General features: G+C 40.7%; 10 protein-coding genes. 6 read left to right on the plus strand and 4 right to left on the minus strand.

Going from position 1 to position 16,879, the window contains the following annotated elements:
• The first annotated feature begins 30 nt into the window (after nt 1-30).
• Nucleotides 31-1,224, plus strand: a complete 1,194-nt coding sequence (locus tag BW976_RS11405) for a pyridoxal phosphate-dependent aminotransferase (RefSeq protein ID WP_175614092.1) — start codon at nt 31-33, stop codon at nt 1,222-1,224.
• Nucleotides 1,225-1,397: 173 nt separating this feature from the next.
• Here BW976_RS11405 and BW976_RS11410 read toward each other — a convergent pair whose 3' ends face one another.
• The 4 genes from BW976_RS11410 to BW976_RS11425 all read right to left on the minus strand — a co-directional run bounded on the left by BW976_RS11410 (nt 1,398) and on the right by BW976_RS11425 (nt 8,306).
• A complete protein-coding gene (locus BW976_RS11410; RefSeq protein ID WP_139332280.1) occupies nt 1,398-1,949 on the minus strand; it encodes a hypothetical protein in 552 nt (183 codons plus the stop codon).
• Between the two features lie 504 nt (nt 1,950-2,453).
• A complete protein-coding gene (locus BW976_RS11415; RefSeq protein ID WP_076373429.1) occupies nt 2,454-5,633 on the minus strand; it encodes an efflux RND transporter permease subunit in 3,180 nt (1,059 codons plus the stop codon).
• Between the two features lie 26 nt (nt 5,634-5,659).
• On the minus strand, nt 5,660-6,859 hold the full coding sequence (locus BW976_RS11420) for an efflux RND transporter periplasmic adaptor subunit (protein ID WP_076373709.1): 1,200 nt from the start codon (nt 6,857-6,859) through the stop codon (nt 5,660-5,662).
• Between the two features lie 103 nt (nt 6,860-6,962).
• The gene (locus BW976_RS11425; protein ID WP_076373430.1) at nt 6,963-8,306 is read right to left on the minus strand and encodes a TolC family protein; all 1,344 of its coding nucleotides are present in this window, start codon (nt 8,304-8,306) and stop codon (nt 6,963-6,965) included.
• Nucleotides 8,307-8,673: 367 nt separating this feature from the next.
• Between BW976_RS11425 and spt the strand changes: the two genes are divergently transcribed.
• From spt to BW976_RS11450, 5 genes are all read left to right on the plus strand, one after another.
• Nucleotides 8,674-9,885, plus strand: coding sequence for a serine palmitoyltransferase (spt, locus tag BW976_RS11430; protein ID WP_076373431.1), 1,212 nt, complete (start codon nt 8,674-8,676; stop codon nt 9,883-9,885).
• Nucleotides 9,886-9,989: 104 nt separating this feature from the next.
• Nucleotides 9,990-11,108, plus strand: coding sequence for a hypothetical protein (locus BW976_RS11435; RefSeq protein WP_076373432.1), 1,119 nt, complete (start codon nt 9,990-9,992; stop codon nt 11,106-11,108).
• A complete protein-coding gene (locus BW976_RS11440; protein ID WP_076373433.1) occupies nt 11,105-12,091 on the plus strand; it encodes an NAD-dependent epimerase/dehydratase family protein in 987 nt (328 codons plus the stop codon). The genes BW976_RS11435 and BW976_RS11440 overlap by 4 nt, the downstream gene beginning before the upstream one ends.
• A gap of 231 nt (nt 12,092-12,322) precedes the next feature.
• A complete protein-coding gene (locus BW976_RS11445; RefSeq protein WP_245834683.1) occupies nt 12,323-13,639 on the plus strand; it encodes an inositol-3-phosphate synthase in 1,317 nt (438 codons plus the stop codon).
• 653 nt (nt 13,640-14,292) lie between these two features.
• On the plus strand, nt 14,293-16,854 hold the full coding sequence (locus tag BW976_RS11450; protein ID WP_076373435.1) for a DUF5686 and carboxypeptidase-like regulatory domain-containing protein: 2,562 nt from the start codon (nt 14,293-14,295) through the stop codon (nt 16,852-16,854).
• The last annotated feature ends 25 nt before the right edge of the window (nt 16,855-16,879 follow it).

Below are 16,879 nucleotides of genomic sequence, written 5' to 3' on the forward strand. Positions count from 1 at the left end.
TTCTATATTTGCCGCGATAACATAATTTATATGAGCGCATTAAGTACCCGGATCAATAACTTATCCGAATCTGCAACAATTAAGATGGCCAAATTAGGCCGTGAACTTGCCGCTAAAGGTGTCGACGTGATCAGCCTTAGCTTTGGCGAACCTGACTTTCATACCCCTGAGCACATCAAGGAGGCAGCGAAGCAGGCCATGGATAAAAACTTCACCTACTACACTCCGGTGTCCGGTTACCCTGACCTGCGCAAGGCTGTTGCCGCTAAGCTGAAGAACGAGAACAACCTTGATTATGATTTCAGCCAGATCGTGGTATCAACCGGTGCCAAGCAAGCTATTGCTAATGCTGTATTGTGTTTGGTAAATCCGGGCGAAGAGGTGATCATTCCTACTCCATACTGGGTATCATACTCCGAAGTAGTAAAACTGGCCGAAGGTAAAAGCGTATTCATTAATACTACTGTTGAACAAAACTTTAAAATAACCCCTGAGCAACTGGAAGCGGCTATTACGCCCAAAACCAAGTTGTTCATGTTCTCCTCGCCTTGTAACCCTACTGGTAGTGTTTACAGTAAAGATGAGCTGGAAGGATTGGCCAAAGTATTTGAAAAACATCCGCAGGTATACATCCTGAGTGATGAGATCTACGAGCACATTAACTTTATTGATAAACATGAATCGATAGCACAGTTTGATTATATCAAAGACCGTGTAGTGATCATCAACGGATGGTCAAAAGCGTTTGCCATGACCGGCTGGAGAATTGGTTATACCGCTTCAAACTCTGAAATTGCCGCAGCTTGTGACAAAATGCAGGGTCAGATTACTTCCGGAACTTGCTCTATTACCCAGCGCGCCGGTGTGGCTGCCTACGAAGGTGGCTTAGAGTCTGTACTAGAGATGCGTGCTGCATTCAAAAAACGCCGTGACATTGTTTATAAATTATTGAGCGAAGTAGAAGGTGTTAAAGTTAACCTGCCCGATGGCGCGTTTTACTTTTTCCCTAACGTTACCTCTTTCTTTGGCAAAAGCTATAACGGCCGCACCATTAAAGATGCCGATGAACTGAGCATTTATCTGCTGGAAGAAGGCCATGTAGCAACTGTAGGTGGTGATTCGTTCGGTGATCCGTCATCTATCCGGATCTCCTATGCTGCTGCCGAGGATAAACTGATAGAAGCCGTACGCAGGATCAAAGAGGCCTTGGGTAAATTGAAATAACCATAAAAGTTTGTCATCCTGAGCGGAGCGAAGGATCTATTGATGAACTTGCACACTAAGATATGCACATAGACTAATGGATTCTTCACTACGTTCAGAATGACAAAAGGTAAAAAAAGAAAGCCCCACAGTAAAATACTGAGGGGCTTTCTTTTTAAATGGTTGTTGTAAAATTACAGACCAAATCCGTAAGCTATACGTAAACCAACAGTACCATAGTTATTGCTCTGGCCCGAGTAGTTTTCATAACGTACACCTACATCCCATGATTTAGATGCATAACCTAAGCCCGGAGCAAGAATAAGCTTCGTATTCTTTGAACCATCGCCATTCGCATAAAAATCTTTGGTTTCAAAACCGGCACCCACTTCGGCACCAAAATATAAGTTATTGGTAAAAAATGCTTTGATACCAGCTTTAACGGGAACCATACCAAAAGATGGGTATTTAGCATCCGTACCATCTCCTATTTTCTTACCAAAAAAGTTATAGTAACCAGAAGTAAGCGTTAATGCCAGGTTATTGGCTATTCCATATTGTAAACGCGCTGTACCACCTATACCTACGTTAGAGATATCATGCAGGTTACCTGTTGGCAATAAGCCTTCAACACCTACTCCAAAACGCAATGCGTCTTTTGGTACCGACTGCGCTTTTACATTTGTTCCGATAAATATAGCTAAGGCAGTAAACGCTCCGGCTATAATTTTTGTCATTGTTTTCATAATTGTGCTTTTTAGTACTAACTCTACAATATTTTTATTGTATTAACACCATCTTAACAAATACTTTGCCACTATCATAAATTTTGCACGCCAGTAGTCAGCCCTTCATGATTACTTCATGATAGCAAATAGATTTAAATCCCCCTTACCAACTGACTATCAAACCATTTAGACCATAAATCAAAAATCAATACCTTCAGTTACAAATCTTAATTCCAGATTAAAAAATCATAAAAAAGTAATCACTGACCTGGTATTTAAGTGTAGGTAAACGCCGAATTTTTGTTTGGTTTTATTAAAAAAGTCAAAAATAAGGGCAGTCGGTCAGGGCTTATCAGAGGCCCCGCGCACAGAGGCCCATCCACCATGCTTCGACGCCGCAATGTAACACGTCATTTCATCTTAAGAGGCCCCGGATTTTAAAACTCAGCATAACATCCAATTTATCTGAAACAAAAAAGGAGAGGCGTTGCCTCTCCTTTTTTGTTTATTTCCAAAGATATTTTAAACCTCGGGTTCGTGCCCTTTATGCGGATCATAGTTCTTCTCCAACTCTGCTAGTTTTTCTTTACCGTAAGCAAATTTGGTAATGATAAAGAACAATACCGGCACAATGAATATAGCCAGAGAAGTGGCTGCAAGCATACCGCCGAACACTGTCCAGCCGATAGTTTGACGGGCTACTGCACCTGCACCTGTTGCAAATAACAATGGCGTCACACCTAATATAAATGCCAGCGATGTCATGATGATCGGCCTCAATCTCAAACGTACAGCATCTAATGTCGCTTTCTCCAGTTCCATACCGCTATCCACACGTTCTTTGGCAAACTCCACGATCAGGATCGCATTCTTGGCCGCCAAACCGATCAAGGTTATCAAACCTATCTGCGCGTAAACGTTGTTATCAAGCTTGGCGTGGAACGATAGGAATAAAATAGCCCCGAATGCGCCGAGCGGTACAGCTAATAGTACCGAGAACGGTACCGACCAGCTCTCGTACAAAGCGGCCAGGAACAGGAACACGAAGCCGATTGACAACATAAAGATGTAAATGGTTTTTGATCCCGATAATTTTTCCTCACGGCTCAGGCCAGAAAACTCGTAGCCATAACCTTGCGGCAATGTTTTGGCAGCTACCTCTTCCAAAGCGTTCAGCGCATCACCGCTACTGTAACCCGGTGCGGAGTTACCATCTATCTCTGCCGAACGGAACAGGTTATAGTGTGATATTAACGGGGCGTTTTCTATTACTTTATACGTTGTTAAAGTACTTAGAGGTACCATGGTACCCGCCTGGTTACGCACAAAATACTGACCTATATTCTGGATGCTGGTTCGATAATTTGTATCAGCCTGTGCCAGTACACGGAATGTACGACCATATAAGGTCAAGTCATTAATGTAAGTACTACCCATATAGGTTTGCAGAGCCGCGTTTACATCAGACAGCGCCACACCCAGTCTTTTGGTTTTTTCCCTGTCAATGGTGAGCTGATAAGCCGGCGTACGCGCAGTGAAGAAGGAGAACGCTTTGGATATTTCCTTACGTTTACCTACTTCGGCAATAAAATTACGCATTACCGATTCAAAGTTCTTGATATCGCCCCCGGCTTGTTTTTCTTCCAATATAAAGGAGAAACCCGCGGTATTACCTAAACCAGGTATAGCCGGTGGTGGAATTACCACCACACTGGCCTCTTTAAACCGCGACAAGCGTTTTTGCAGCATACCTACCAACGGGAATATGGTATGCTGTTCGCCTTTACGCTGATCCCATGGTTTTAGCTGCACAAATATGGTAGCACTGTTTGATTTGGTTGCGAAGGTTACCGCATTCAAACCACCCAATGCTGCGTAATGGCCTATTTCTGGAATACTATCCAGGGTGCGCATCATTTCATGCAGTACTTGTACAGTACGCTGTGTTGATGATGCTTCGGGCAAATCATAAGTGATATAGATACGACCATCATCCTCTGTAGGGATAAAGCCGCTCGGTTTACGCTGAAACAAAATAATGGTACCTACAATAATACATACCAGTATAATGATGATGAATTTAGAGTTTTTGATACTCTTATCAACACCGTTACGGTATCTGCCAGTAACACGATCAAACCACGCATTGAATTTAAAGAAGAACTTATCAAGGCCTTTTGATTCCTGGTCTAATTTACGGGGTTTCAATAAGATCGTACAAAGGGCAGGCGTTAAAGAAAGCGCTACAAAAGCCGAGATCAATACAGATATAGCAATGGTGATAGCAAATTGTTGATACAAGCGCCCCACAATGCCCGGTACAAACCCTACCGGCACAAACACCGCCGCCAATATTAAGGCAATGGCTATAACCGGCGCGGATATATCACGCATGGCGTGTGTCGTAGCGTCTTTTGGCGACATCCCCTCTTCGTCCATATAATGCTGCACCGATTCTACCACCACAATGGCATCATCCACCACAATACCGATGGCCAGTACGAAACCAAACAACGTCAGCGTATTAATGGTGAAACCTAAAGGTATAAAGAAGATGAATGTACCGATGATAGATACCGGGATAGCCAATACCGGGATAAGCGTGGTGCGCCAGCTTTGTAAAAACAGGAATACCACCACAATAACCAGCACCAGCGCAATAACCAGCGTTTCTATTACCTCTTCTACCGATACCTTTACAACCGTTATAGATTCAAAAGGCACTACATAATCCACATCAGCAGGGAATGATTTTTTTAACCCCTCCATTGTAGAGTATACATTATCAGCAGTTTCAAGGGCATTACTGCCCGGAGCCTGATAAACCAGCAGGTAAGAAGCGCGTTTGCCATCGACAAAGGAGTTACCGGCATAGTTAAACTTACCCAACTCCACGCGGGCCACATCTTTCAGATGCACAATAGCCCCGTTACTGGGTTGTGTACGAACAATAATATTTTCAAACTCTGCCTGGCTGCTTAAACGTCCTTTCACCAAAACCGTATATTCAAATGGCTGCCCGTTTTCCTGCGGAGTTGAACCTACCGAACCGGCAGCTACCTGGGCGTTCTGTTCGGCCAAAGCTGCTGTTACATCACCCGCGGTCATACCCAATGCGGCCATTTTATCTGGCTTAAGCCATATACGCATACTAAAGTCATCGGCACGTGTAAAAACGTCGCCCACACCTTTAGCACGTAAAAGTGCATCTCTAACAAAAACGTTGGTGTAGTTATCTAAAAAGGTAACATTATGTGAACCCTTGGGGGCGTACATAGCCACCAGCATCAAAATGCTTGGATTACGTTTACGTACGGTTAAACCCAAACGTTGTACCTCTTGCGGCAATGTTGGTGTGGCAATCCCCACACGGTTCTGTACGTCAAGAGCGGCTATATTAATATCGGTACCCACCTCAAAGTTAACGGTCATGCTCATAGCGCCATTACTGGTACTGTTACTTTGCAAGTAGGTCATGCCCGGTGTACCATTCACCTGTACTTCTACAGGGGTGGCAACCGTTTGTTCAACTGTTAGCGCGTCGGCACCGGTATAAGTACCGGTGATGTTTACCGTTGGCGGTGTAATTTCCGGGTACTGACCTATGGCCAGGCTACTTATTGCCAGGATACCAACAATTACTATCACTAAGGATATAACTATAGCGGTAACTGGTCTTCGTATAAAGGTATCTGCTATCATTCTGGTTGTCTTTTATAAAATACCGGTTACTTTCCTTGTTGTTTTCCCTGTGCTGGTGCTCCCTGACCCAGGGCAGGTGTTTTAGACGGATCGCCCAGTACAATTTTACCGCCATCGCGTAAACGCTGGAAACCTTCGGTAACCACTTTGTCGCCAGGTTCAACACCGCTCATGATCACTACATCGGTACCTACACGCGGACCTAAAAGAACTTTATGCTGTTTGGCAATGAGCGCTTCTACCTTTTCGTTATTTTTAGTTGTGTCAACAAAAGAAGTATCCTTACTTACAAACACAAAAAACTCACCCATTTGTTCGGTGATGGCTTTATAAGGAATTTGTACCCTATCACCAGATTGATTGTTGAGCACCTTAAGTACACAGCTCATACCGTCTTTTAATATACCATCCTCATTCGGAAACTGGATCCTTACTTTAATGGTACCTGTTTGGTTATTTACACCACGGTCAATAGCTAAAACCTTACCCGGTTTATTATAAGTGGTTACCCCATCAGACATTTGCAGTTTAAAGGTTGTATCGCTGCTTGCCTGTTGCAATTTATAAAAGCGTTGAATATCCTGTTCGTTCACCACTACGTCAACGCCCATCGGGTGCTCGGCAGATATGGTGTTCAATAAGGTAGAACCTGCTGTTACCTGCGTCCCCAGCCTCACCTGTGATATACCTATACGGCCGGTAAATGGCGCCGTAATAGTAGCATAAGAAAGATCGGTACGTGCCGATGATACCGCTGCTTTAGCCACAGCCACATCAGCTTTGCTTGTTTCATAAGCTGCAGCAGCCTGGTCAACTGTCTGACGGGCAATCGCGTCATTCTTCAACAGCATATTATAACGGTCGATATCTTTTTGCGCTTTAACCAGGTTGGCCTGCGCGCTCAGCACGTTGGCTTCTGCCTGTTGGTAAGCAGCTACGTATTTGCGTTTATCAATTTCATATAATACTTTCCCCTTCTGCACCACATCACCTTCTTTAAAAAATATGCCGGTCACAAAACCGGGCACCTGGCTCCTGAGCTCGGTGGTATTGATAGAAACCACCGTACCCTGGAATTGATCGTAATAGATGGCCTCAGCTTTTTTAGCTTCGACTAAGTTTACAGGAGTTGGCGGCAATGGCGCATTTTGTGCACTTTTACCTTTGCAAGAAGCTAATGCCAATAAGGCGGCAGGGGCTAACCAGTATATATATCTGTTTTTCATCGTAGTGATTATTCGTTGGTTGTTTGTTTCTTTAGCGGTACTCATGAGTGCTGTGCCGTTATTCGTTGGTTGTTTGTTTTTTTAAGGCGATCCTATCTTTCAATTATTCAACATTTAATGTTCCCAAAGCCTTTTGCAGATCTATTTTGCTTGATAACAATTGGAACAATGCATTATAATAGTTTAACTCTGCAGTTCGCAGGTCTGATTGGGATACAATAACATCAAGATAAGTTTTAACACCTTCGCGATATTGCAGGCTTACTACTTTATATACGTCTTTAGCCAAATCGACGTTTTGCCTGATCAGCTGGTAGCTGGTGTAATTACTTTTGTAACTGGCCAATGCCTGCACATATTCGGTATTGATGGTATTTTTGCTGTTTTCCAGATCAAGATCGGTACGTTCAACCTGCAATTTTGCTTTGCTTAAATTCTGCAAGCGCTTTGTCCCCTGGAAAATTGGAAGATTTAAAGTAAGACCAGCATAACTTGTTGGATATGCCTGTTTGTACAGATCAGAAAAATCATGACTTAAATAGGCCCGGTTATAACTGCCCACAGCAGACAGGGAAGGTAAAAATCCATACCTGTAATAATTCACATTAATATTCTGTAGTACTTTATTAGTTTGCAGCAAGCGGTATTCGATACGGTTGTTTACATCTAACTGTTGATTGGTATCAATAACGGCAGCTTGTTCATAACGCGTTGAATCATAAGCCAGCGATAAATCTTTTGCTCCGCCAATGCCCATGATCTGTTTTAAATAAGCCGTTTTACTTTTGATGGCCTCTTCGGTTTGTTTACGCGTGGCTAACGAATTGTTAAGCGATATGGTAGCCTGTTTGTAATCTGTTTTATCAGATACTCCAGCCTGATACCTGTTATAGGCATCTTTCAAACTCCTTTGCAAACGGGTGATATCTTCATTGGTGATGTTCAGTTGCTTTTGAGAAAGCAATACATCAAAAAACGCTTTACTCACATCAGACACTACATTGATCTGACTGCTGAGGATGTTTTGTTTATAATACTGACGGGAGTATTTTGCTGTTTTAGCCGCCAATAACACATCATTATTATAAATAACCTGGCTGGCCTGTAAGCCCAGCGTTGAAAGATTGCGTATCCCGGAACTGGCCGGAAAGTTGGCACCTGATGCCCCGGCCTGTGGCGTACCCTGGAAATAATAATTATATATACCCGATCCGGTTATCTGAGGCAACCAGGCAGAAAGCCCTATCCTGATGTCTTTTTCATTGATCTGCTCATCAATAGAAGCCTGGCGTACAGCGGGTTGGTTTCGTAAGGCGAACTCTACACACTGTTTTAAGGAAACAGGACCGTTAATACTATCAGCTACAGTTTGTGACCAGATTGGCGAATGTAAAATTAATGTTAAGGCGATGGTGATGAAAAATACTAAATACTTATTTTTTTTCATAGGATGGCTATAGGTGACGTTCATTGTCCGCAAAAAGAACAAAAATTTAATCTTATAGTTTTTGTTGATTTGCACAGGGGAAGTGCGAATATGTGATTAATATTACTAAATTAAAATCAAGAACAAGAATTTTACGTAGATTTTATAAAAACATGCCAAAATCATATGTTTTTGGGCTTTTTACAAAAAAATGAAAAATTGTGGTACGAAATAAATAAAAAATTTAATTAATTTGCCGTGATAGAATTTAGAATGTTTCTGGCCTTTTTGAGTTCAGGAGAAGCATTTTTTAAAAAAATTACATTTACCATATAGGTTATATGCTTATTCATGGTATTTTTACACAAAATTTAAGCAGGGTTAATACATGGTTAAAAAACTACATGGGAAAATCGCCGAGTTCCAGGTTGCAAATATGCTCCGGGAGAAGGGATTGTATCCTTATTTCAGGCCTATTGAGTCTGCTCAGGACACTGAAGTAATAATAGATAACAAAAGGGTGTTAATGTTTGGTTCCAATTCCTACTTAGGGCTAACCAATCACCCAAAGATTAAAGAAGCTTCAAAGAAGGCAATTGACAAATACGGTACAGGCTGTGCCGGTTCACGTTTTTTGAACGGGACACTTGATATTCATATTGAGTTAGAGAACAGGCTTGCCAACTTTGTTGGTAAAGAAGCCACCGTTTTGCTCAGCACCGGTTACCAGGTTAACCTGGGTGTGCTTTCATGCATTACAGGCCGTAATGATTATATTATATTAGATGAATATGATCATGCTTCTATCATTGACGGTAGCAGGTTATCATTTTCAAAAGTGATCAAATATGCCCATAATGATATGGACGATCTTCAGCGTAAACTGAGCATACTGCCTGAAGAGGCTGTGAAGGTTATCGCTGTGGATGGTATATTTAGCATGGAGGGTGATATTGTTAAATTGCCGGAGATAGTTAAACTGGCCGACCAGTTTGGTGCCAACATTATGGTTGACGACGCTCACAGTTTAGGTGTTATTGGCCATAAAGGTGCAGGTACAGCATCGCACTTTAACCTTACAGATGACGTTGATCTGATCATGGGTACATTCAGTAAATCGCTGGCATCATTAGGCGGTTTTATTGCTGCCGATAAAGATACTATTGATTATATTAAACACCGTGCACGTTCATTAATGTTCAGTGCCAGCATGCCTCCAGGTTCGGTTGCCAGTGTAATTGCGGCTTTAGATATTATTGAATCTGAGCCGGAGCGTATCCAGAAACTTTGGGACAATACCAATTATGCACAAAAGCTTTTGTTAGACGAAGGCTTTGACCTTGGCCCTACAGAAAGTCCGATATTACCTATCTATGTACGTGATAACGAGAAAACGTTCCTGGTAACCAAATATCTGCAAGCTGCAGGCGTATTTGTTAACCCGGTGGTTTCGCCAGCTGTACCTTCAGATTCATCATTGCTGCGTTTTTCATTAATGGCTACCCACACCTTTGCTCAAATTGACGAAGCTGTTGAAAAACTTTCAAAAGCGTTTAAAGAAGTTGGTGTATCTGCAGCCTCTGTTAAAGAAAATATCTAATTAAACAAAAAACGTCCGTGTGCGCATAGCTATTTATTAAAATAAGCTTCTGCACACGGGCGTTTCATATTTACGCCTTACGCAACAATTTTATAATACTACTCATGATAAAAATTGTAACTGTTAGTTCTAAAAAAGAATTAGCTTCATTTATTGATTTTCCACATGATTTGTATCAGGACGATCCATACTACGTCCCGGAATTGTTCATAGCTCAACGTGACCTGTTAACCATCCACCCTTTTCATAAACATAACACTGTACAAACTTTTTTAGCCTATAATGGCGATAAAATTGTTGGTCGTATCGCAGCTATACTCAATAATGCACACAACAAATTCAACAACACCAACGATGGTTTTTTTGGTTTTTTTGATTGCATTAATGACAAAGAAGTAGCCACAACACTTTTTAATACCGCTACCGATTGGTTGAAACAAAAAGGAGTAACCGAAAAATTGATCGGCCCTGTTAATTTTTCTACCAACGAACCCTGCGGTTTATTGATAGAAGGTTTTGACAGCTCGCCGTTTTTAATGCAGACTTACAACGCTCCTTATTATGCCGATCTGATAGACGGATTTGGCTTTATTAAAAACGCCGATCTGATTGCCTGGCATTGGGACGATAAAAGTTACGACGATAAATCAGTTCGTTTATTAACCGCATTAGAAGATCGTTTAAAACGCAGTAATATCATAATCCGTACATTAAACATGAAAAAGTTTAAAGAGGAGGCGGTAAAGCTGCGCGAAGTTTACAACTCGGCCTGGGATCATAATGAAGGATTTGTTCCTTTAAGTAATGATGAGTACGATTATCTGGCCAAAGACCTTAAACTGATTCTCGACCCTGACTTTGTATTGGTTGCTGAACAGGAAGGTAAAATAGTAGCCTTTGGCTTGGCCCTGCCCAACTACAACGAGATATTCAAGAAAATTAAACGCGGGCGTTTACTGCCAACCGGTATTTTCAAAATTTTGTTCGGCCGTAAAAAAATACAAAGCCTGCGGATATACGCGTTGGGGGTTATTGATGGGTATCGTAAAATGGGTATCGAAGCCTGTTTATATGGCTCTATTATTAAAGAGTACAGAAGAAAAGGCATGAAACAGGCCGAAGCCGGCTGGACTCTGGAAAACAACGAGATGGTAAATCGTGCCATAGAAGCCATAAACGGTAATCCGTATAAAAAATACAGACTATATGAAAAGGCCATATGAAACAGCGGGTTTTAATAACCGGTGCGAGTGGCTTTGTTGGGTATCACTTAATTGAGGAAGCGTTACAAAATGATCTAGACGTTTATGCGGCAGTGCGCAAAAGCAGCAATATTGATCATCTAAAGCATTTTACTATCAATTATGTGCAACTCTACTATAAAGATCTGCCTACTTTAAAACAACAACTCGCTGATATTAAACCAGATTACATCATTCATGCAGCCGGTGTTACCTCTGCCCGTTCACAAGCCGAATACAATCATATCAATGCTACTTATACACACAACCTGGCAACTGCAGCAGCTGGGGCCTGCCCCAATTTGCAAAAGTTTGTATTGATAGGCAGTTTGGCAGCTATTGGGCCGCTTAAAACACTAACCGGTATTATAACCGAAGCTACCCCTCCTGCCCCGGTAACGGCTTATGGTCGGAGTAAACTCCTGGCCGAAGAACAATTAAGAACGGTTGAAAATTTAAATTATACTATACTACGCCCTACCGCCGTTTATGGCCCAAGGGACACCGGCATATTTATATTTTTCAAGCAACTGGTAAAGGGGCTTGAACCATACATTGGCAAAACCCAGCAAAAGCTAAGCTTTATATATGTAAAAGATGTGGCCAAAGCGGCAATAAAGGCTCTATACGGCGGAAATCATCAAACCTATAATCTGAGCGACGGAAATTTTTATGACAAGTATGAGTTGGGCGATCTGACCAAAGAAATACTGGATATAACTACCTTTAAATTTCATTTGCCTGTAAATTTTGTAAAAATAATAGCCGCTATATCAGAAAAAGTAAGTTCTTTGAGAAATAAAGCCGCCGTAGTGAATATCGAAAAGATAGATGAGCTTATGGCAGTAAACTGGTACTGCGACAACGAAAGTGCAAAATCAGATTTGGGCTTTTATCCGGCTTACAACTTGAAAACGGGTTTAGCCGAAACACTAACCTGGTACAAGGCCAATAAGTGGCTTTGATATCAACAATTAAATAATTTATTAATAATAAAAGTAAAAATTCTGTTGTTTATAATCTATAACTTAAACGTTTAAGTTATTTTTGAACACGGAATTAATAAAATAAGAATTAATCCTGTTCGGCACTACTTAAACGTTTAAGTAGTGCCGAAAACTAAAAATAGTTTAAAAACCTGGGAATTGAGCTAACCACGCTTACCCTACTAATTAATAATAAATAAGTCAATGAAAATGAAAATTTCACCCGCCGAAGGCAAACTGGGTATCCTTATCCCAGGTTTAGGAGCTGTGGCAACTACACTAATTGCCGGTGTTGAAGCTGTAAAAAAAGGTATCTCACAACCCATAGGTTCACTTACCCAAATGGGGCATATCCGTTTAGGCAAAAGAACGGAGAACCGCAATCCTAAAATTAAGGAATTTGTGCCACTTGCCAATCTGGGAGATGTAGTTTTTGGCGGATGGGATGTTTACGAAGATAACGTTTACGAAGCTGCTACTAATGCCAAAGTTCTGGAGCTGGGGTTATTAAACTCAGTTAAGGCAGAATTGGAATCTATTAAGCCAATGAAAGCTGCTTTTGATAAAAACTACGCCAAAAACCTCAATGGTACACACGTAAAACAAGGTACCCGCTATGAGCTTGCCCAGCAGGTGATGGAAGATATCAAAAACTTTAAAGAGCAAAACGGCTTAGACAGGGTTGTTTTGGTTTGGTGCGGCTCAACCGAGATCTATTATGAGGCATCAGCTATACACCAAACATTGGCCGCTTTTGAGCAAGCCTTGCTTGATGATGATAAACTCATAGCGCCAAGTATGATCTATGCATACGCTGCTTTAAAATTAGGCATACCTTTTGCAAACGGAGCCCCCAACCTAACTGTTGATATCCCTGCATTAATTGAGCTTTCTAAAGAAACTCAAACTCCAATTGCCGGTAAAGATTTCAAAACAGGACAAACCTTAATGAAAACTATCCTGGCTCCGGGCCTGGCCGCGCGCTCATTAGGCGTACATGGCTGGTTCTCGACCAATATATTAGGTAACCGCGATGGTTTAGTACTGGATGATCCGGACAATTTTAAAACCAAGGAGGTATCTAAATTAGGTGTGCTGGAAGATATTTTTAAGCCCGAAGAAAACAAGGAACTTTACGGCGAGATCTATCACAAAATCCGCATCAACTACTATCCTCCGCACGGTGATAACAAAGAAAGCTGGGACAATATTGATATTTTTGGCTGGTTAGGCTACAAAATGCAAATCAAAATCAACTTCCTTTGTCGTGATTCTATCCTGGCTGCTCCTATCGCTCTTGATCTGGCTTTATTCTGCGATCTGGCTAAAAGAGCCAACATGAGCGGTATACAGGAATGGTTGTCGTTTTACCTGAAATCGCCTCAAACAGCCGAAGGCCTTCGTCCGGAAAATGATATATTTAAACAACTCATCAAGTTAGAAAATACTTTACGTTACATGATGGGCGAAGATCTGATCACTCATCTTGGTTTAGATTATTATGAAGAGGTTTACGCGGAAGCGTAAAAACAGCTAAACAAAATTCTTATAAAACCAGTTGTTTTACAGATTAAACTGTATACAACTGGTTATTTTTTTGCTTATAATTGCTCCCGGTTAGCTAATACCTCACCTATAATACTTAAAGCCTTAATTTATTGATTGTGTAAAATATTTGTTATTATCTGGTTAAACATTGTTGTATTTGATAACAACTTATGCCGGCCTGTTCCAAAGCAATCTAAAATTCAACACTTTACGTAAATTATAAAACAAACAGTTCATAAACAGGCTCATAATATATAAGGCATAGCGCCGTTTTCAGTGTAATATAATTTAAGGGTAATATTTAACAGATAAACGTGGTTTAAACGCTTTCCACAGGGAATATTTGACTTTTTGACCACATTAGTCTGTAATAAATTTTTCTACCTTTGAAGCGCAATTACAAGCTAATGGGATAGCTACGCCAGTGCAAAATAAGCTTTGGCGAACTATTCCTGCCGTTATACAGGAGGTAAAGAAATATCGATTTAATTGGTATTAGTTACGACGATTTGTGCTTTAAAATAACAATTAGCTGTCCGCATCACTACAAATGATGCAGATAGTTTGTCACAGATAATAAGGGGATTGGAGATAAAACAAAGAGTTTGTATTTGCATAATTGCATAAAGTACATGGATTTTAAAAATTTTTATAAAAGTTTATTTCTTTTAATACTCTTTTTTTCTGCTTCATCATTATTTGCGCAAACTACTGTTATAACCGGTACGGTTACTGATGCCAGTAATAAACAAACACTTCCTTATGTCGCCGTTTCATTTACAGGCACAACAATTGGTGTACCCACCGATAATAATGGTAAATACCGACTTTCGACCACAAACGCTACACTTAAGCAAATAAAAATTTCTTTTTTAGGTTATAAAGATGCTTTTTTATCTGTTGAGCCAGGCAAAGAACAGGTCATTAATGTAAAGCTTTTCCCTTCGGCCAAGCAATTGAACGAGGTGGTTATCAAATCGGGAAAAAAACCTAAATATCGTAACAAGGATAATCCCGCTGTGGAATTGATACGCCAGGTTATTGAAAACAAACCCAAAAACCGCCCTGAGGCTTATGACTATGTAGAATACCGCGAGTATGATAAAATGATGTTCGGGTTCATCAACGTATCAGCCGCGTTTTCAGACAGAAAATTCTTCAAAAAATACAAGTTCATTATCGACAACCGTGACAGTAGCATTTTACCCGGAAAATCGATATTACCGGTTTATCTCGACGAAAAACTTTCACAAAACTACTACCGCAAAAACCCCGAAAAGAAACGCGAGGTGATTTTAGGCCAACGTGGGGTAAACTTCGGTCCTGCAGTTGATAATGAAGGTGTTAAACAATATTTTAAACACCTGTACAACAATGTGGATATCTATGACAATGATATCTTTTTAATTACCAGTCAGTTTTTAAGCCCGATATCTAATAATTCTCCAAACTATTATAAATTCTTCATAACCGATACTATTACCGATGCCAAGAACCAAAAATTGGTTGAGCTGAGCTTTACGCCGCGTAATAGTAACGATGTACTTTTTGAAGGGATGATATATATTACCCTTGATGGTAACTATGCGGTACAAAAAGCGGTGTTGAAGATCAATAAACACATTAATATCAACTTTATACGCTCTATGGAGGTTGATCTGGATTTTGAACAAAACCCCGACAATCGTTACCACCTGAGCCGCAGCAATACCATAGCCGAGTTTGGTGCTACCAAAAAAGAGGGTAAAAGCGGGCTGCTGGGTATGCGCACTATTACGTATAAAAACTACGTAGTGAATCATCCCCGACCGGATACGGCTTACACTAAACAATCAGAAGAATCAACAGATGAGGCAAAAAGTCGACCTGCTTCATTCTGGGAGCACAATCGCCTGGATACCTTAACAACGGCCGAATCTAAAGTTTACAAGAACGTAGATAGCCTAAGGAACATGCCATCATACAAACGTACGGTAGATATTGCAACACTTTTGCTCGCTGGTTATAAAGGCTTCGGCAAGTTTGAGATTGGCCCTGCCAACACGTTCTATAGTTTTAACCCCGTTGAAGGTTTGCGCTTGAGAATTGGTGGCCGTACCACACCTGAATTAAGCAAGCGCTACTATTTTGAAACTTATGCCGCCTATGGTTTTAAGGACGAGAAATGGAAATATTTTTTAAGTGCTACCTACTCGCTTAACAACAAATCTATATACAAATTCCCGCAAAATTATATCAGGGTAAGTTACCAGAAAGATACTAAAATACCAGGTGCAAACCTCCAGTTTGTGCAGGAAGATAACTTTTTGCTGTCATTTAAACGTGGTACAAATGATAAATACCTGTACAATGATTTTTATCGTTTAGATTATGTTCATGAGTTGGAAAGCCACTTGTCATTTAGCGGTGGATTTAAAAACTGGAGACAATCGCCGGCAGGTTCGTTGTATTTCAACAATACCATAAATGGGCAACCTAATTCAATAAACGCGCTTACTACTACGGAGCTTACCGGCAGTATACGCTGGTCTCCGCATGAAGAATTTTATCAGGGTAAAATTTACAGGGTACCGATCCCGAATAAATACCCGACACTTGAGCTTGATTACGCTGCTGGTGTTAAGAACCTTTTCAACGGCCAGTACAACTATCAAAAGCTTGATTTCAGGATCGATAAGCGTTTATACTTATCGCAGCTTGGTTATTCAGACATTAGTCTTGCAGCCGGTAAAATATTCGGTACAGTGCCATTTCCGCTGTTAACCATTCACCAGGCTAATCAAACTTATGCTTATGATATTGATTCATATAACCTGATGAACTTTATGGAGTTTGTTAGTGATCATTATGAAAGCTTCAGGATCGATCATCACTTTGGCGGTTTCTTTTTTAACAAAGTACCGTTGTTGAAAAAATTAAAATGGCGTGAAGTTTTTTCGGCAAAAGTACTGTATGGTGGTTTAACCGACAGAAATAATCCAGCATTACATCCATCATTATACCAGTTCCCGGTTGATGATAAGGGAGTGCCTTTAACCTATACATTAGATCGTACTCCTTATGTTGAAGGTAGCGTTGGTATCGAAAATATATTTAAATTTATACGGATTGATTACGTGAGGCGATTTAATTATCTAGACCACCCGGATGTACCTCGTGATGGTATCCGTGTTCGTGTTAAATTTGATTTTTAGTTTTGTACAGCACAATAAATACAAA

The organism is Mucilaginibacter lappiensis (genome assembly GCF_900155965.1).
In the GTDB taxonomy this organism is placed as follows: Bacteria; Bacteroidota; Bacteroidia; order Sphingobacteriales; family Sphingobacteriaceae; genus Mucilaginibacter; species Mucilaginibacter lappiensis.